Origin of the sequence: Streptomyces sp. NPDC015139 (assembly GCF_043079785.1) — a bacterium.
In the GTDB taxonomy this organism is placed as follows: domain Bacteria; phylum Actinomycetota; class Actinomycetes; order Streptomycetales; family Streptomycetaceae; genus Streptomyces; species Streptomyces albidocamelliae.
In genome coordinates, this window is record NZ_JBIBUW010000003.1 from 729,632 (window position 1) to 747,582 (window position 17,951).

The following is a 17,951-nucleotide window of genomic DNA, read 5'->3' on the forward strand; positions in this document are numbered from 1 at the left end:
CCGTCGGCCGCGTGCGCCTGCTCCCCGCAGAGGAACCCGAGCGCGAACAAGCCACTGACCAGCAGCAACAGTTGGAGCGCACGCCGCCCGGCCGCCGTACGCAGCACACGCACGGAGGCACCGACAAGGGCGGCTGGGAAGGTCAAGGAGGGGAACATCCTCGGGTCGGTACGACACGGGCGCCGCCGATCCTCGCACGGCACGCCCGAGGCTGCGCAAGCCCCCTGTTACCGATGGGTAGTCATGTCCGCTTTCCCGCCCCTTTCCTGCCCGGCGTCACACGGTGTCCGGTATCGGCAGCGGCCGTTTCTCGAGGGCCGCCGCCATCACCTCGGGGAAGAGATCGGGCGTGCAGGCGAAGGCGGGCGCGCCGAGCGCGGCCAGCGCCGCCGCGTGCTCCCGGTCGTAGGCGGGCGCCCCTTCGTCCGACAGGGCGAGCAGCGTCACGAACTGCACCCCCGACGCCTTCATCGCCGCGACCCGTTTGAGCATCTCGTCGCGTATACCGCCCTCGTAGAGGTCGCTGATCAGTACCACCACGGTCTCGGCGGGCCGGGTGATCTGCGACAGGCAGTAGGCGAGCGCGCGGTTGATGTCCGTGCCTCCGCCGAGCTGGGTACCGAAGAGCACGTCGACCGGATCGTCCAGCTGGTCGGTGAGGTCGACCACCGCGGTGTCGAACACGACCAGCCGGGTGCTGATCGACCGCATGGAGGCGAGGACCGCGCCGAACACCGAGGCGTAGACCACCGACGCGGCCATCGACCCGGACTGGTCGATGCAGAGGACGACTTCCTTCTTCACCGACTGCGCGGCCCGCCCGTACCCGACGAGCCGTTCCGGTACGACCGTGCGGTACTCGGGCAGGTAGTGCTTGAGGTTGGCCGCGACGGTGCGGTTCCAGTCGATGTCCCGGTGGCGGGGACGGCTGACCCGCGCGCTGCGGTCCAGGGCGCCGGTGAGGGTGGCCCGGGTGCGGGTCGCGAGCCGCTTCTCCAGGTCGTCGACCACCTTGCGCACGACCGCGCGCGCCGTCTCCCTGGTGGTCTCCGGCATCGCCTTGTTGAGCGAGAGCAGCGTGCCCACGAGGTGCACGTCGGCTTCGACCGCCGCCAGCATCTCCGGTTCCAGCAGCAGAGAGGCGAGCCCGAGCCGGTCGATGGCGTCGCGCTGCATGACCTGGACGACGGAGGACGGGAAGTACGTGCGGATGTCTCCGAGCCAGCGCGCCACGGAGGGCGCCGAGGCACCGAGTCCCGCCGAACGGTCGCGCCCCGTCGGCGGCTTGTCGCCCTTTCCGTAGAGCGCGGCCAGGGTGGCGTCCATCGCCGCGTCCCGGCCGGAGAGCGCGCACCCGGTCCCGTCCGCCTGGTCGCCGCCGAGCACCAGCCGCCAGCGCCGCAGCCGCTCCCCGTCCGGATGGGGCGCCTGGGACGGCGCCGGCACGGGTGTCGTCGTCGGTGTCGGTCCGGTCGTCATGTGCCCACCCCCGCGAGTCGGTTGTCGTCGGTCGTGTCGGGCTCGGCCTCCAGGCCGAGCAGCAGGCGCAGCACCGGCAGCACCGCGTCGGCGCGCTCGATGTCCGGTTCGGCGGCGAAGCCGGGGGTGACGGTGTTCCCGCCCGGCCGGTCCGCCCGTTCGCCCGGTCCGCGCCGGACCAGTTCACCGAGGGTTCTGCGCACGCCCGGCTCGTACGCCGCGAACGTGCGTCGCAGCAGCGGCAGCACGTCCGTGAACGCCTCCGCCGGCACTCCGGTCAGCCAGGCGTCGACCAGTCCGAGCAACCGGTCGTCGTGCACCAGCAGCAGCCCGCCCCCGCCACCGACGAAGCCCTCGATCCAGGCGGCGGCGTCGGGAGGCGGTGTCCCCGGTGACAGCGCCAGCCCCATCAGGCGTGCCGCCTCACCGGCGTCGAGTGCGCCGTCGTCCAGCAGCAGCCGCACGGTCCGGCCCCGGATGACACCGGGCGCGGTGTCCCGCAGGGACAGTGCCCGCAGCACCGTCCGCCAGCGCTCGCGCAGGTCGCCGCGGCCCGTGTCCGAGGTGCCGGCGAGGCTCTCCGCCAGCAGTCCGACCGCCGTGTGCACGGCGTCGACATGGCCGCGCATCTCGTCCGCGGCGTCCGCGTCGAGGGAGGTGCAGGCCGGGGGGAGGCCGACGAAGATCCGCTCGGCGAGCCCGGCCGCGACCCCGGTCAGCGCGCCGGTGTCGGTGCCGCGCACATCGCCGTAGCGCAGCGAGCGGACCAGGGCGGGCAGGGCCTGCGCCAGGTGGCCGACGTCCGTGTCCAGGGCCGCCCGGTCCACCAGCACCCGCATGACCACGGGCAGCGCGTCCGGCAGGCCGGCCAGCAGGCACTGCTCGGCGAGCGCGGTGACGTCGGCGAGGGCCGTCGCGGCGGTCGCGTCGGCCTCGGCCTTGGCCTGCGCGGCCCCGAGCACGGTGGTCCCCCACACGCCCGCCTCGGCGACCCTTACCGCCAACTCCGGTTCCCAGCGCAGCCGCCACGTCTCCCGGAAGGTGCCCGTGCTGCCCCGCGACCGGGCCGGCTCGCCCCAGCCGACGCCGAGCAGCCGCAGCCGGTGCAGGAGCCTGCTGCGGCCCGCGTCGGTGTCCCCGCGCAGGTCCAGCTCCAGCTCGCGCTCCAGGGCCTCCGGTTTGATCCGCAGCGACCGCTGCTGCCGGGCCAGATCGCGCTGCAACGGCACGGCGGGGGCCGACTCGGGAACCTCACCGAGGACGTCCCCCACCACCAGCCGGTCGTGCACCAGGGAGAGCGGCACGTCCGAGCCGTCGCACATCACCGCACGCACCGCGTCCATGGTCTCGCCCAGCCCGGGCAGCGGACGGCCGCGCATCGCCGCCAGCGTCTCCGCCAGCCGTACGGCCTCGATGACGTGGGCGGAGGAGACGATCATGTCCTCCTCGCGCAGCAGCCCGGCCACCCTGGTCAGCCAGCGCTCGACCGGCCGGTCGGGGGCCTGGAAGAGATGCCCGTACCAGCCGGGCGAGTCGATGCCCGCGCCGTACCCGCTGGAGCGGGCCAGCCGGCGGTGCGTCCACGGCACCCAGGTCAGATCCGCCTTGACCTTGGGGAGCCCCTTCAGCAGCGCCCGGTCGCCGGTGACGGTGGTCCGCTCGCGCAGCGCGGGCACGTGCCAGGCCCCGCAGACCACGGCCACCGCGTCGCCGAACTCCTTGCGCGCGTCACGCAGTCGGAGCCGCATGTGGGCCTCGCGGACGGCGTCGCGCGGGTGGCCGCCGGTGCCGAACCGCTCGCGCAGCGCTCCCATCGCCTCGGCCAGCGCGTCGAACGGCGCGAACGGGTCCCGCTCCCCCGGCCCCCGGTGCTCGACGACGTCCTCCCACCACCGCTCGGGATCGTCGTAACCGGCGGCCTCGGCCAGCACGGCGAGGGGATCGACGCGCGCCTGGTCTTTGGCGGCGAGCGCGGCGGCGGGACCGTCGGGCGCCTGTTCCCCGGCAGCGGGGCCCGGCTCGCCGGGGGCCCTGCTCCCGCCGTCCGGGGCGGGCTCCTCGGGCCCGGAGACGCCCCGGGCCTCCTCCTCCTGCTCCTGCTCCTGCTCCTGCTCCTGCCACGCGAGCGTGTGCGTGGCAGGCAGGTCGATGAAGCGGGCCGGGACGCGGTGCCGCAGGGCCCAGCGGAGGGCCACCCACTCGGGGCTGAACTCGGCGAGCGGCCAGAAGGCCGAGCGGCCGGGCTCGTCCACCGCGTGGGCGAGCAGGGCGACCGGGGGCCGCAGGTCGGGGTCGGCGGCCAGCGGGATCAGCGCGTCGGCCTCCGGCGGGCCCTCGATGAGGACCACGGCGGGGCACGCGGCGTCCAGCGCGGCCCGCACCGCCCGCGCCGAACCGGGCCCGTGGTGCCGCACGCCGAGCAGCAGCGGCCCGGAACGGCCGGCCGGGCCCGGGCCGGAGTCGGTCATGCGCTCACCTCCCGGCAGGCGCGGTAGAAGTCCGTCCAGCCCTGACGCTCGCGGACGACGGTCTCCAGGTACTCCTGCCAGACGACCCGGTCCGCCGCCGGGTCGCGCACGACGGCGCCGAGGATCCCGGCCGCGACGTCCCCGGACCGCAGCACCCCGTCGCCGAAGTGCGCGGCGAGCGCCAGGCCGTTGGTCACGACGGAGATCGCCTCCGCCGTGGACAGCGTGCCGCTGGGCGACTTCAGCTTCGTGCGCCCGTCGGCGGTGATGCCGTCGCGCAGCTCGCGGAAGACGGTCACGACCCTCCGGATCTCCTCGATGCCGTCGGGCGCGGCCGGCAGGTCGAGGGAGCGGCCGATCTGCTCGACCCGGCGCGTGACGATGTCGACCTCGGCCTCGGGGTTCTCCGGCAGCGGCAGCACCACGGTGTTGAAGCGCCGGCGCAGCGCGCTGGAGAGGTCGTTGACGCCCCGGTCGCGGTCGTTGGCGGTGGCGATGAGGTTGAAGCCGCGTACCGCCTGGACCTCCTCGCCCAGCTCCGGGACGGGCAGGGTCTTCTCCGACAGGATCGTGATCAGCGAGTCCTGCACGTCCGCCGGGATGCGGGTCAGCTCCTCCACACGGGCCGTCATGCCGTCGGCCATGGCGCGCATGACGGGGCTGGGCACCAGGGCGTCGCGGCTCGGGCCGTGCGCGAGCAGCCGCGCGTAGTTCCAGCCGTACCGGATCGCTTCTTCCGGGGTGCCGGCGGTGCCCTGCACCAGCAGGGTGGAGTCGCCGCTGACGGCTGCCGCGAGATGCTCCGAGACCCAGGTCTTGGCGGTGCCGGGCACGCCGAGCAGGAGCAGCGCCCGGTCGGTGGCGAGGGTCGTGACGGCGACCTCGACGAGGCGGCGCGGACCCACGTACTTGGGCGTGATCACCGTGCCGTCGGGCAGGGTGCCGCCGAGCAGGTACGTCGCCACCGCCCACGGCGACAGCTTCCAGCGGGCCGGGCGCGGACGGTCGTCCTGCGCGGCGAGCGCGGCGAGTTCGGCGGCGAAGGCCTGCTCGGCGTGCGGACGCAACGCCTGCGCGCTCTCGGCACGGCCCGGTTCGGCGGTCGTCGGTTGCGCGGACACAGTCATGGCTGAGGCCCCCTCCAGCTCGGCCGGTTCGGATCTGGCATCCACCGTGCACCACGGCACTGACAATCGCCCTGACCTGCGCGAACTCCGACGCCCGGCCGATTGTCAGTGCCGGGACCTACCGTCGATGACATGACTGAGCAGGGGGTGCGCTGGACCGCGGACCAGGTGCTGGCACTGGCGCCTGACGCCGCGTCACGCAAAGCGGGAAGCAAACTCGGCGCCGCCGGACCGTGGTCGGAGGCGGGCAGTGGAGAGGGGGCGGTGTGGGGGCTGTGCAAGGGCAGTGGCAGCAAGCCCTACCAGACGGTGGTGGACCTCGCCGGCGCGGCCGGGCCGGCGTACAAGTGCAGCTGTCCGAGCCGTAAGTTCCCGTGCAAGCACGCGCTCGGTCTGCTCCTGCTGTGGGCGGGCGGCGACGGCTGGGTGCCGGCGTCCGCGCAGCCCCCGGACTGGGCGGGGCAGTGGCTCGCGGGCAGGCGGAGCCGCGCGGAGACCAAGCGGGTGCAGCAGGCCGAGGGGGGTGCCGCCGCCGATCCGGAGGCTGCGCGGCGGCGGGCCGAGCGCCGGGCGGAGCGGGTCACGGCGGGCGCGACGGAGCTGGAGCAGCGGCTGACCGACCTGCTGCGCGGCGGGCTGGCCTCGGCCGAGCAGGCGGGATACGCCCTGTGGGACGAGACGGCGGCCCGCATGGTCGACGCGCAGGCTCCCGGACTGGCCGCCCGAGTAAGGGAGTTGGGGGCGATCCCGGCGTCCGGCGACGGCTGGCCGGTGCGGCTGCTGGAGGAGTGCGCGCTGCTGCACCTGCTCGACCAGGGCTGGCTGCACCGTGACCGGCTGCCCGACGCCCTCGCGGCCACGCTCCGCACGAGGCTCGGTCTGCCGGCCGCCGTGGAGGGCCCGCCGCTGCGCGACCGGTGGCTGGTCCTCGCCCAGTACGACACGGCTGACGCGAAACTGACGACGCGCCGGATATGGCTGCACGGCGCCGGATCGGGCCACACCCGGCTGCTCCTCTCCTACGGCGCGGCCGGCCGGGCGCCCGAGCTGGCCCTGCCGGTCGGCCTCGCCCTGGACGCGGAGCTGTCCGTGCACGCGGGCGCCGGGCAGTCACGGGCCACGCTGGGAGAGCGGTTCGCCGCGCCCGCTCCGGCCGTATTCCGCCCGCCGGGCGTGACCACCGGGGAGGCGGCTGCCCGGTACGGCGAGGCCCTGCGCGACGATCCCTGGCTGGAGTCGGTCCCGGTGACCCTGGGCGGGGTGACACCGGTCCCGGACGGCGACCTGTGGCAGCTGGCCGACGCCGACGCGGACTCGGCTCTGCCGCTGTCCCGGACGGCCCGCTCCCGTCCCGGCCTGTGGCGCCTGGTCGCCCTGTCCGGCGGCGCCCCCGTCACGGTGTTCGGCGAGTGCGGGCACCGTGGCTTCACCCCGCTCACGGCCTGGCCGCAGGGCGCGGGCGAGGCGGTGCCGCTGTGCTGACCGGGCCGCTGTCGAAGGACGCCACCGCGGCTCGGCCCCGCCCTGTGGACCGCCCGGCCAGGTGCGCCGGCCCCCTCGCGCGCGACCTCGCCGGGGCCTCCCGGCCCTCCGCGCATCACTCGGACGGCCACGCTCCGAAGCCGCTCGACCACACCCCGCGAAAGGAACGGTCATGAACGCGACCCCACCCGCTCCGCCGCCTGCCGGTCCTTCCGGGACGTCCGCGACGCCTCCCCCGAGCGCCTCGCCTGCACCCGCCGCACCGCCCGCGCCCTCCTGGGAGGACCTGGTCACGACCGCCCTGCTCGGCACCGACCGGCGTCCCCTGGCCCAGGACCCGGGCGGCCGGGCGGCCCCCGTCGCGCTGCTGGACGCGGCCGCCGTGGCGACCGTGCGCCGACGTGCCGGACTGCGGCCCACGCGGGCGGCGCGGCGGCCGGAACGGGCCCCCGAGGACCCCCGCCCGGCACTGCCCCCGGCGGCGGCCCGCAGACTCGCGCTGCTGCTGGCCGACCGTTCCGGCGGACCGTCGGGCGGGCGGCGCGGCAGCTCACCGGATCTCATGGAGCTGCTCCCGCAGTGGCTGGCGGCGGCCAACGCGCACGGTTACGCGGCGCCTCCACAGGCGCTCCCGGCCCTGCTGGACGCGGCCCGGGGCCGTACGGACCTGCGCCCGGCCGCGCTGGCTTTCGCGGGCCCCCGTGCGCTCTGGCTGGCCCGACTGAACGCGGACTGGCGGTTCGCCCTGCGCGCCGCTCCGGGCGGCGGCACCGCGCTGCCCGACGCCGGTGACGCCGGGGCGGTGCGCCGGCTGTGGCAGGAGGGGCTGTTCGCCGAGCGGGTCGCCCTGCTGGGCGTGCTCCGGGCCCGTACGCCCGCCCTCGCGCGTGAGCTGCTGGCCTCGACCTGGCCGACGGAGCGGGCGGAGGACCGGCTGATGTTCCTCGACTCGCTGCGCGCGGGCCTGTGCGGCGAGGACGAGCCGTTCCTGGAGCAGGCGCTGGGCGACCGCAGCCGCAATGTCCGGGCGACGGCGGCTGAGCTGCTGTCGGCGCTGCCGGACTCGGCGCTCGCGGCGCGCATGGCCATACGGGCCGCCGCATGTGTGGCTCTCGACCGCATGGGGAACTCGCCGGTGATCGCGGTCGAGGCACCGCTCGAGTGCGACTCCGGCATGGAGCGGGACGGTGTGGTGGCGAAACCGCCCGCGGGCAGAGGGGAGCGGTCGTGGTGGCTTGGTCAGCTGGTCGAGGCGGCACCGCTCGCGACGTGGACGGAGCGGCTCGGCGGACGGAGCGCGCCGGAGATCGTGGCGCTGCCGGTGGCGGACGGCTGGCAGGGCGAGCTGCACGCGGCGTGGTGCCGCGCGGCCGTACGGCAGGGCGACGCCGCCTGGTCGAGGGCGCTGCTCGGCTCGCCGTCGGCGCCGGAGGCGGGGGGCCCGGGTGCCGTGTCCCTGGCGGAGCGCGCGAAGCTGCTGGCCGCCCTGCGGCCGGGCGAGCGGGCCGAATGGGTGGCCGGATTCATCGCCACCCACGGTCTGTCGGAGGCGTTCCAACTACTCGGCGGGTGTGCGGTGCCGTGGGAGCCGCCGCTGGGCAGGGCGGTCGTGGACGCCCTCAACATCGCCCGGGACGCCGGCAGTTACCCCTGGAGTTTCAGCGGGGTGATGGGGCTCGCGGAGCGTTGCCTGGACCCGGCGGAAGCCCCCCGGCTGGAGGCGCTGCTCGCGGTGCCCGACGAGCGGGAGGACGCGGCGCCGGGAGCCGGTGGCTACTGGGCGGAGGCGTTCCAGCGACTGGTCACCACGCTGCGCCTGCGGGCGGAGATGGCGGGCGAGCTGGGTGCCGCACCGCCCGCGCCGCCGCGATGATCCGCTCAGCCCCCGGACGCGGCCGGCTGGTGGACGTTCTCCCGGACCCACTCCACGATCGACGTGGTCGTCGCGCCCGGCGTGAAGATCTCCGCGACGCCCTTCTGCTTCAGCGGCGCGATGTCCTCTTCCGGGATGATGCCGCCCCCGAAGACGAGGATGTCCGCGGCGTCCCGCTCCTTGAGCAGGTCGATGACCGCGGCGAACAGCGTGTTGTGCGCCCCCGAGAGGATGGACAGGCCGATCGCGTCGGCGTCCTCCTGGATGGCCGTGCCGACGATCTGCTCCGGCGTCTGGTGGAGCCCGGTGTAGATGACCTCCATGCCGGCGTCGCGCAGGGCGCGCGCGATGACCTTGGCCCCGCGATCGTGGCCGTCGAGCCCCGGCTTGGCCACCACCACGCGGATCGGACCGGCTGCCACACCCATCACTGCCTCCATCACACGATCACGGAAGCGATCGCTTCCGTCCGTAACGACAAGTACCGCACTTTTGGCGCGTCCCGCCACCCGCCGCGAAGTGAACGAACGTTATCTCCAGCATCCCGCAACCGGCAGTTTTACGGTGCGCAGGGAGGGGGAAATCACACGGTGGGACATCAGGGCACACGGGGGATCGAGCCGTCCTCCGGTGTGCCGACAGGAGGTCGGCCATGAAGGTCACCGGAGTTCTTCCGCTCTTCCTCCCGCTCTGCCGCCGCCTGTGGCCCGGCAGAATCGCCGGACTTTCCGTGGCGCTGCTCAAGGCGACGGCCCTCGAGGCCGCCATCCTGGCCGGCCACCTCCTGCTCTATCCGACCGGCCTCGTCCAGGAGCGCCGTGCCGCCCTGCCGGCCGGGGACGGCCCCGATCCCGCCGCCGAGGGCACCGCACGGCTGCCCGTCCGCTCCGGTCCGCCCGTGGTGCTGCTGCACGGCTTCATCGACAACCGCTCGGTGTTCGTGCTGCTGCGCCGCAGCCTGGTCCAGCACGGCAGGCAGCGGGTGGAATCCCTCAACTACTCCCCGCTGACCTGCGACATCCGTGCCGCCGCCGAGCTGCTCGGCCGGCACATCGAGGAGATCTGCGAGCGCACCGGCAACACGCGGGTCGACATCGTGGGGCACAGCCTCGGCGGCCTGATAGCCCGCTACTACGTGCAGTGCCTCGGCGGTGACCTGCGGGTACGCATGCTCGTCACGCTCGGCACCCCGCACGCCGGGACCCGGGTGGCGCCGCTCGCCAACGCGCATCCGATCGTGCGCCAGATGCGGCCCGGCTCGGAGGTGATCGAGGAGCTGTCCCGGCCCGCGCCCGGCTGCCGCACGCGGTTCGTCAGCTTCTGGAGCGACCTGGACTCCCTGATGGTCCCGCTGGAGACGGCCTGCCTGGAGCACCCCGACCTCGATGCGCAGAACGTCCGGGTGACCGGCATCGGGCATCTCGCCCTGCCCGTGCACCCGGCGGTCGCGACCGGGATACGCGAGGCACTCGACAGCGCACAGCCCGGGGACCGGCTCGCGGACGGCCTGACGGTGGCCTAGAGCCTGTGTCCGAAGCGGGAGAAAGGACCGCCGACGGCGCGGTACGGCCCGCGCACAGGTGACTCACCGTCACCCGACATCGAACATTCATCGAACACAAGGCCAAAGTCGCGTCCGGGGTCCCCCGAAACACGGCCGAATGCCCGTTTCCGGCCCACGCGAAACAGGCCGAAGATTGTCGCGCCCGCGTACCGCCGGGTACAGTCACCGCACTGCTCTGGCAGCCCCTGTTGTCGAGGCGAAAGAGAAGTTGGTGAACGACCGTCACCCGTCGGGGACCATGACCACCCCGGCCCCGGCTTCCGACGCCTCCGCAGCGCACTACGCACCGTACGGGACACCGGAAGTCGCCTACGACGACGTCACCACGTACGGTCATTACGACGCCACGGGTTTCGCGGCCGGTTCCGCAGGCTTCGACGCCGATCCGCTCTTCGGCAGCCTCCCGGGCGACGGGCACACCACGGGCGCGTACGACACCACGCACTGGCAGACCGGCACCGGTCAGACCCCGCACTACGACCCCTACGCGGCCCAGCACCACTCGCCTTACGACTCGGGTGCGTACGACAGCACCGCCTGGACGGTTCCGGCGCAGGCCACGGGGCACGACGTCAGCGGGCAGTGGGACGCGAGTGCCTGGCTCCAGCCCGGACAGCCGGCCGGCGCCGACACCGCCGCGCAGAGGGAGTGGGGCACCCAGACCTTCGACACCGGCGCCTACGACGCCACGCAGTGGAACGCCGCCGGCCAGGCCGTGACGGCGGAGGCCGAGCAGGCTGCCGAACCGTTCGACCAGCAGGCCACGGCCACGTTCGGCCAGGTCGCGGACGCGCACGTCGGCGCCGGGTTCGACCGGACGGGCGACGCGCACGCGACCGCACCCTTCGAACAGCCGTCGTACGAGGACGGCGGGTACGAGCACACCACGTACGACGACACCGTCTACGGCGACGGCACGTACGAGGAGCGGCCCGCCGGCGAGGGCGATCCGACCGCCACCGGTGAACTGCCCGCCGTGCCCGGCCTGCTGGACGGGCAGGAGGAGATCACCCCGGTTCCGGCGGCCCGTGCGGGCTCGCGCGGCGCGGGCCGGTCCCGGCGCCGTACGCCCGCCAAGCGCTCCGCCCTGCTGACCGTCGCCGTGCCCTCCGCCTGCGTGATGGGGGTCGCCGGGATCGCCGCCGCCTCCGTCGGCACGCTGACCGACGACTCCAAGGACACCTCCGCCTCCGCCTCCGCCTCGGACGCGCACGCGGTGCAGCCGTCGGTCGCCAACAACAAGCTGGACACCCAGCTCAAGACGCTCGCGGCGGGCGCCGACGACTTCGCCGACCGGGCCAGCCGCACCCAGGAGCGGATCGACCTCAAGGCCCAGCAGGAACTGCAGCAGAAGAAGGCCGCGGCGGAGGCCGCGCTCAAGGAACGGCTGCGGCCCAAGTTCGCGCTGCCCGTCATGGACCGCGGACTCAGCGCCTACTTCGGCCAGGCGGGCGTGAACTGGATGTCGGTGCACACCGGTATCGACTTCCCCGTCTCCTACGGCACCACGGTGATGGCCGCCACCGACGGAACCGTCAGCACCAAGTGGAACAGTGCCTACGGCAACATGCTGATCCTCACCGCGAAGGACGGCACGGAGACCTGGTACTGCCACCTCTCCAGCTACCGCGTGGCCTCCGGCACGGTCGTCAAGGCCGGCCAGCCGATCGCCTACTCCGGCAACTCGGGCAACTCCACCGGCCCGCACCTGCACTTCGAGGTACGGCCGGCGGGCGGGGCGGCCATAGACCCGCTGCCGTGGCTGCGCAGCCACGGGCTGGACCCGACCTGAGCCCGCCTGTTCCTCGTGCCGAGTGAGCCCCGCCCGTGCAGGCGGGGCTCATCGCGTTCTAGAGCTTCTCCACCGGCGCGTACCGCAGCAGCAGCCGCTTCGGCTTGGTGTCGCCGAAGTCGATCGTCGCCTCCGCGTTCCCACCCGTGCCCTTGACCGCGACGACCGTGCCGAGACCGAACTGGTCGTGGGTGACACGGTCTCCGACGGCCAGCGCGACCACCGGCTTCTCCGCGGTGCGCCGCGTGGCGAACCCGGACGCACCGGACGCCGAGGAGCGTGAGCGGGACGAGGACAGGGAGGCCGCGATCCCGGAGGCCGGCCCGGAGGACACCGGCGCGGCGGCCCCCGTCCGCTTCCAGTCCACGTGGGTCGGCGGGATCTCCTCCAGGAAGCGGGAGGGCGGGTTGTACGACGGCTGACCCCAGGCGCTGCGCATCGCCGACCGCGTGAGGTACAGCCGCTCCCGCGCGCGGGTGATGCCGACGTACGCCAGGCGCCGCTCCTCCTCCAGCTCCTTGTTCTGGCCGAGGGCGCGCATGTGCGGGAAGACGCCGTCCTCCATGCCGGTCAGGAACACGACCGGGAACTCCAAGCCCTTGGCGGTGTGCAGGGTCATCAGCGTGATGACGCCGTCGCCGTCCTCCTCGTCGGGGATCTGGTCCGAGTCGGCGACCAGGGCGACCTGCTCCAGGAAGTCGGCGAGCGTGCCCGTCTCTCCCTCGGCGCGCTCCTGCTCGAACTCCAGGGCCACGGCGGCGAGTTCCTGGAGGTTCTCGATGCGCGTCTCGTCCTGCGGATCGGTGGAGGCCTGCAACTCGGCCAGATAGCCGGTGCGTTCGAGTATGGCCTCCAGCACCGTCGCCGGTCCCGCCCCGGACTCCACGATCGTCCGCAGGTCCTCCATCAGCGTGTTGAACCGCTTGACCGCGTTGGTGGAGCGCGCGGCCATGCCGTACGCCTCGTCGACGCGCTTGAGCGCCTGGGGGAAGCTGATCTTCTCGCGCTGGGAGAGGGCGTCGATCATCGCCTCGGCGCGGTCGCCGATGCCCCGCTTGGGCACGTTGAGGATGCGGCGCAGCGGCACCGTGTCCTCGGGGTTGGCGAGGACACGCAGGTAGGCGAGGACGTCCCGGACCTCCTTGCGCTCGTAGAAGCGGACACCGCCGACGACCTTGTAGGGCAGGCCGACGCGGATGAAGATCTCTTCGAAGACACGGGACTGGGCGTTGGTGCGGTAGAAGACGGCGACGTCGCCCGCCTTCGCCTCGCCCGCGTCGACCAGGCGGTCTATCTCGTCGGCGACGAACTGGGCCTCGTCGTGCTCGGTGTCGGCGACGTAACCGGTGATCCGCGCGCCCTCGCCGGCGTTGGTCCACAGGTTCTTCGGGCGGCGGGACTCGTTGCGCTCGATGACCGCGTTGGCGGCGGACAGAATGGTCTGCGTGGAGCGGTAGTTCTGCTCCAGCAGGATCGTCGTCGCGTCGGGGTAGTCCTCCTCGAACTGGAGGATGTTGCGGATCGTCGCTCCGCGGAAGGCGTAGATGGACTGGTCCGCGTCACCCACGACGCACAGCTCGGCCGGCGGCAGGTCGGACTCGCTCGGCGGTACGTCCACCGGGTGCGCGGCGGTGCCGACGAGCTCGCGGACCAGGGCGTACTGGGCGTGGTTGGTGTCCTGGTACTCGTCGACCATGACGTGCCGGAAGCGACGGCGGTAGTGCTCGGCGACGTCCGGGAAGGCGCGCAGCAGGTTGACCGTCGTCATGATCAGGTCGTCGAAGTCGAGGGCGTTCGCCTCCCGCAGCCGCGACTGGTACAGGGCGTAGGCCTGGGCGAGGGTCTTCTCGAAGCCGTCGGTGGCCTGGGCGGCGAAGTCCTCCTCGTCGATCAGCTCGTTCTTCAGGTTGCTGATCTTGGCGCTGAAGGACTTGGGCGGGAAGCGCTTGGGGTCGAGGTCCAGGTCACGGCAGACCAGGGCCATCAGGCGCTTGCTGTCGGCGGCGTCGTAGATCGAGAACGACGAGGTGAAGCCGAGCTTCTTGGACTCCCGGCGCAGGATGCGCACGCAGGCGCTGTGGAAGGTCATGACCCACATCGCGTGGGCGCGCGGGCCGACGAGCTGCTCGACGCGCTCCTTCATCTCGCCCGCGGCCTTGTTGGTGAAGGTGATCGCGAGGATCTGGCCGGGGTGCACATGCCGCTCGGCGAGCAGGTGCGCGATGCGGTGGGTGAGCACGCGGGTCTTGCCGGAGCCCGCACCGGCGACGATGAGCAGGGGGGAGCCGGCGTGCGCCACGGCGGCGCGCTGGTTCTCGTTCAGCCCCTCCAGGAGGGCCGCCGGGTCCAGGGCGGGGCGCGGGGCGCCGTCGCGGTAGTGGGCGTCCCGGTCCGGCGGCACGTCGAACTTCCCGCCGAACAGATCGTCCGGAATCGGCTCCGGGGCGTGATCGTGCTCGGGCGGCGGCGGGGGCTCCTCGTCGTGCCCACGAGGGGGCCGGAGGTCCGCCAGGAAGCTGTCGTCAAAGAGGCTGCTCATCGCTCTACGAGTCTAGGGCGCCCCACCGACAACCGGTCCCGGTCCCCGGAACATGGCCCGCGGACGGCCGTTCCCGAGTACTTCCACGACGGCATCGATCTTCCCGGCGAACCCCCTTCATACCCCTCACGCTGCGGAAGCGCCTGGTCACCCCTGTATAAACCTGACCTCAGGTCACAGAAATGTATCGGACAAACCGCTCACCAACCTTCACAGGAGACACACGAGTTGGCTAGGTTGCCGTCAGGCCGCACGACCCCACTCCGGCGAACGTCGCCGGGCCGCGCGGCCTCCGCCGAGTCCGGCGCGCCTCGCACGGCGCCCAGAGCCGGGGACCCACCGATCCCGGGGTGAATCGGCCGACTCCCACCCGGGACGACGCCGTAGGGCAACCCTTCCGAACCACCCGCCCGAACCCGACAGCTAACCCGGTAGGCGGCCGTTTGGAAGGAGTCGCCAGCCTTGGCGTCGCACCGCAAGCCGCGCCCCGGCGGCACCCGTGGACCGGGCCTGCGCGGCCCCGCTCTCGCCACCGCCGCCTTCACCTCCGTGGCCGTCCTGTCGCAGACGGCCGAGGCCGCCGCCGACGACGGCAGGCCGAGCATGGAGGAGATCGAGAAGAAGATCGACGAGCTCTACCGCCGGGCCGACTCGTCTCCGGAGGACGAACCGGCGGCCAGGCAGCGCGCCCGCGAGGAGGAGCCGCGCCAGGAGAGCGCCCGCCGCGGGAACCGGCGCGCCAAGGCGCCGGAGGGGCGAGTGGCGCCCGCCGCCGGCCCGGACACGGCCGCCTTTCTCCTCACGGAGTTCCCGCAGGACCACTTCGCCCAGAACAGGGTGATGAACCGGCTGGCCTCGCGCGTGCGGGACACGGCCGAGCGCGGCAGGACCGGCAGGAGCCCGCGGACGGCGGACACCGACGCCGCGCCCTACGACGTGAAGGCCGCGAAGGCCGCCGTCCAGCGCAAGCTCGCCACCACGCGGGACCTGCTCTCGCGGCTCCCCGCCCAGGGACACGCGCGCCCCGCCGAGTCCGACCCCACACCCTGGGGCGCCGCGCACCCCGCCGAGCCCGACCCGGCGCCCTGGCAGGACGCGCTGCCCGCGGTGCCCGCACAGGCGACGTGGGAGGACGGACCCTCCACGGCATCCACCCCCGCGGCCTGGGAGGACGGACCCTCCACCGGCTCGGCCCAGGCGGCCTGGGAGGACGGACTCCCCGCCGCGTCCGCCCCCGCAGCCTGGGAGGACGGGCTGCCCGCCGTACCCGCCCCGGCCGCCTGGGAGGACACCGGCCCGCAGACGCACGCGGCCGCGACGTCCTCCACCGCACCCGCGCCTTCCGCGTCCACGGTCGCGCAGCAGGCCACCAAGGCCGAGAAGGCGATCGCCTTCGCCCGCGCCCAGCTCGGCAGGCCCTACGTGAGCGGTGCCAGCGGCCCCGGTTCCTACGACTGCTCCGGCCTCACCCAGGCAGCGTGGCGGGCCGCCGGTGTCACCCTTCCGCGCGCCGCCCGCGACCAGGCCGTCGCGGGCACTGCGGTGGCCCTCGCCGACGCTCGCCCCGGTGACCTGGTCTTCTTCCACGAGGACAGCAGCCATGTGGGTCTGTACACGGGTGACGGAACGATGATCCACGCCCCGGAACCGGGCGCCTACATCCGCGAGGAGCCTGTCCACCGAGGCGGCGAGGCGCTCGTCCTGGGCGTGGTCCGGCCGGCCTGACCCCTTCCGCCCGCGCATCCACGCGCGCGTGCCGGTGTTTTTGCCCGCTACGCGCGCGTGGCCTGCCCGGTCGGCCCGTCGCGGCTGCCTAGCATCGGCGCATGCCCGGCATCTCGGAATTGCGTGCGTGGTGGGCGGGGTGGCCTCCCGCCGCCGGCGCCGCGGTCATGGCGACCGGCATCGTGTCGATGGGCCTGCACCTGTCCGGCGACGAGACGCTGTCCCGGGTGGTGCTGCTCCTGGCCGCGATCGCCTGGGTGGCGCTGGCGGCCGACTTCGTCATGCGGCTGGCCACCGACCGGCCGCGGTGGCTGGCCGACGCGGCGACTCCGGGCGCGCTGACCGCGGTCGCCGCGACGACCGTGCTGGGCACCCGGCTCTCGGTGCTGGGCTGGGAGACCCTGGCCGCGGCACTGCTCGCGCTCTCGGCGCTGCTCTGGCCGGGGCTGCTCGTCTTCGTGATGCGGCACTGGGACCGGCGCATGCCGGGTTCGGTCTTCCTGGGCTGTGTGGCCACACAGGGCCTCGCCGTGCTGGGCGCCACGCTGGCCGCGGCCGTCGAGACGGCGTGGCTGGCGCACACGGCGATGGTGCTGTTCTGGCTGGGGCTGGTGCTCTACGGCCTCGCCCTGGTCCGCTTCGACCTGCGGCAGGTGCTGGAGGGCGCCGGGGACCACTGGATCGCGGGCGGGGCGCTCGCGATCTCGGCGCTGGCCGGCGCGAGGCTGATCGCGGCGGGTGACGGGCCCATGTACCTGTGGAACCTGGACGACCGCGGCGTACTGCGCGACGTGACGGCGGCCCTGCTCGTGCTGGATCTCGCCGCGTACGCCGTGCTGCTGGTGGCCGAGGCGGTCCGACCCCGGCTCCGCTACGACCTGCGGCGGTGGGCGACGGTCTTCCCGATGGGGATGACGGCTGCGGCGACGCTGTCCGTCTCCACCGCCATGGACGCCCCGTGGCTCAGGGTGCCGGGGCAGGTGCTGGTGTGGGTCGGGGTGGCGGCGTGGCTGGCCACGGCCATGGGTGCGCTGCGCACGGCCCGCGCCGGCGGCGGGCCCGGCTGACCGTCGGGTCCGGCCGGGCCGTCAGCCGCGGCCGCTCAGGTCCACAGGACGGCGATGAAGACGTTCGCCGTGGTCAGCGCGCCGACCAGGGCGAACAGCCCCTTGTCAACCCGCTCCTCGTCGCGCTTCACGTAGACCAGCCCGAGGATCACGATCAGCAGGGCCAGCTTCACGCCGATCTTGAGGTTGTTGACGTGGTGACCGTCGGCCTGGTTGAGGCCGACCAGGGCCACGCCGGTGACCAGCATGGTCGCGGCACCGTGCAGCATCCCGGGCACGAACCGGGCCGTGCCCCGGCCCATCGCCTTCATCTGGGTGAGGAAACCGCCGAGCAGCGCGGCGATGCCGATGATGTGCAGGCCGACGAAGAGATGGATGAGTACGTCCATGGAGCCGGAGCCTAGCCAGGGACCTGCCTGGCTCTTCGCACCGGGCCCCTCGCACCGCCCTCACCGGCCGGGCCCAGGCGGACGGTCGGAGCGGACGTCCGGGCCTCGTCACCCACCGCCGACGATCTTGCATATATGCGCGCCATAGCACCACACGCATCCCGCCCGTCCCCCTTTCCGCGCTTCGGTCACCACGCTGCGTGAAGGTGTCGACTCCGGAAGGTCAACACGGTCACATACGGTCGTTCCGCGATCCGTCGAAGCCAGTTCCGCACACCGCGTTACCGACTCGTCACCGACCGGTTTAGCGTCCTCCCCCAGGTGACCGGCTCCCCACCGCCGCCCGGGCCAGGGGCGGCAGTCGGCCACCTCCGCCGAGAAAGGCCCGGCGGTGGCGCGCTCCCCCTGTACGGGCCGCCGCCGGGCACGTCGACCGCTCGGTCGCA

Annotated in this window: 12 protein-coding genes and 1 riboswitch; of the genes, 6 read left to right on the forward strand and 6 right to left on the reverse strand. The window is 73.7% G+C overall.

The genetic code is table 11. From position 1 onward, the window contains the following. Positions 1-276: 276 nt before the first annotated feature. The 3 genes from ACF08B_RS12055 to ACF08B_RS12065 are packed head-to-tail and all read right to left on the reverse strand — an operon-like array spanning position 277 to position 5,074. Complete coding sequence (locus ACF08B_RS12055) at positions 277-1,479, reverse strand: VWA domain-containing protein (RefSeq protein WP_392317213.1); 1,203 nt, start codon at positions 1,477-1,479, stop codon at positions 277-279. Beyond that, positions 1,476-3,947 carry a DUF5682 family protein gene (locus tag ACF08B_RS12060; protein ID WP_392317214.1) on the reverse strand — a complete coding sequence of 824 codons (2,472 nt, stop codon included), beginning with the start codon at positions 3,945-3,947 and terminating at the stop codon, positions 1,476-1,478. Before ACF08B_RS12060 ends, ACF08B_RS12055 begins: the two co-directional genes overlap by 4 nt. Continuing rightward, a complete protein-coding gene (locus tag ACF08B_RS12065) occupies positions 3,944-5,074 on the reverse strand; it encodes an AAA family ATPase (protein ID WP_392317215.1) in 1,131 nt (376 codons plus the stop codon). Before ACF08B_RS12065 ends, ACF08B_RS12060 begins: the two co-directional genes overlap by 4 nt. Positions 5,075-5,206: 132 nt before the next feature. Here ACF08B_RS12065 and ACF08B_RS12070 point away from each other — a divergent pair, with 132 nt between their 5' ends. Together ACF08B_RS12070 and ACF08B_RS12075 are read left to right on the forward strand one after the other, a co-directional pair. After that, positions 5,207-6,556, forward strand: coding sequence for an SWIM zinc finger family protein (locus ACF08B_RS12070; RefSeq protein WP_392317216.1), 1,350 nt, complete (start codon positions 5,207-5,209; stop codon positions 6,554-6,556). 172 nt (positions 6,557-6,728) lie between these two features. Next, entirely contained in the window at positions 6,729-8,429 is a 1,701-nt protein-coding gene (locus ACF08B_RS12075; RefSeq protein WP_392317217.1) for a DUF5691 domain-containing protein, read from the forward strand. Between the two features lie 5 nt (positions 8,430-8,434). Here ACF08B_RS12075 and ACF08B_RS12080 read toward each other — a convergent pair whose 3' ends face one another. Further along, a complete protein-coding gene (locus ACF08B_RS12080; RefSeq protein ID WP_392317218.1) occupies positions 8,435-8,857 on the reverse strand; it encodes a cobalamin B12-binding domain-containing protein in 423 nt (140 codons plus the stop codon). 224 nt (positions 8,858-9,081) lie between these two features. Between ACF08B_RS12080 and ACF08B_RS12085 the strand changes: the two genes are divergently transcribed. Next, complete coding sequence (locus ACF08B_RS12085) at positions 9,082-9,951, forward strand: esterase/lipase family protein (RefSeq protein WP_392317219.1); 870 nt, start codon at positions 9,082-9,084, stop codon at positions 9,949-9,951. Positions 9,952-10,204: 253 nt separating this feature from the next. Next, a complete protein-coding gene (locus tag ACF08B_RS12090; RefSeq protein ID WP_392317220.1) occupies positions 10,205-11,785 on the forward strand; it encodes a M23 family metallopeptidase in 1,581 nt (526 codons plus the stop codon). Positions 11,786-11,843: 58 nt separating this feature from the next. Here the strand turns inward: ACF08B_RS12090 and pcrA are convergent, their stop codons facing one another. Next, the gene (gene pcrA / locus ACF08B_RS12095; protein ID WP_392317221.1) at positions 11,844-14,324 is read right to left on the reverse strand and encodes a DNA helicase PcrA; all 2,481 of its coding nucleotides are present in this window, start codon (positions 14,322-14,324) and stop codon (positions 11,844-11,846) included. Positions 14,325-14,633: 309 nt separating this feature from the next. Next, positions 14,634-14,778, forward strand: a riboswitch (cyclic di-AMP (ydaO/yuaA leader). A gap of 8 nt (positions 14,779-14,786) precedes the next feature. Between pcrA and ACF08B_RS12100 the strand changes: the two genes are divergently transcribed. Both ACF08B_RS12100 and ACF08B_RS12105 read left to right on the forward strand, forming a co-directional pair. Further along, entirely contained in the window at positions 14,787-16,049 is a 1,263-nt protein-coding gene (locus ACF08B_RS12100) for an NlpC/P60 family protein (RefSeq protein WP_392317222.1), read from the forward strand. 101 nt (positions 16,050-16,150) lie between these two features. Continuing rightward, a complete protein-coding gene (locus ACF08B_RS12105; protein WP_392317223.1) occupies positions 16,151-17,116 on the forward strand; it encodes a tellurite resistance/C4-dicarboxylate transporter family protein in 966 nt (321 codons plus the stop codon). A gap of 35 nt (positions 17,117-17,151) precedes the next feature. Here ACF08B_RS12105 and ACF08B_RS12110 read toward each other — a convergent pair whose 3' ends face one another. After that, on the reverse strand, positions 17,152-17,505 hold the full coding sequence (locus tag ACF08B_RS12110; RefSeq protein WP_392317224.1) for a hypothetical protein: 354 nt from the start codon (positions 17,503-17,505) through the stop codon (positions 17,152-17,154). Positions 17,506-17,951: the final 446 nt, after the last annotated feature.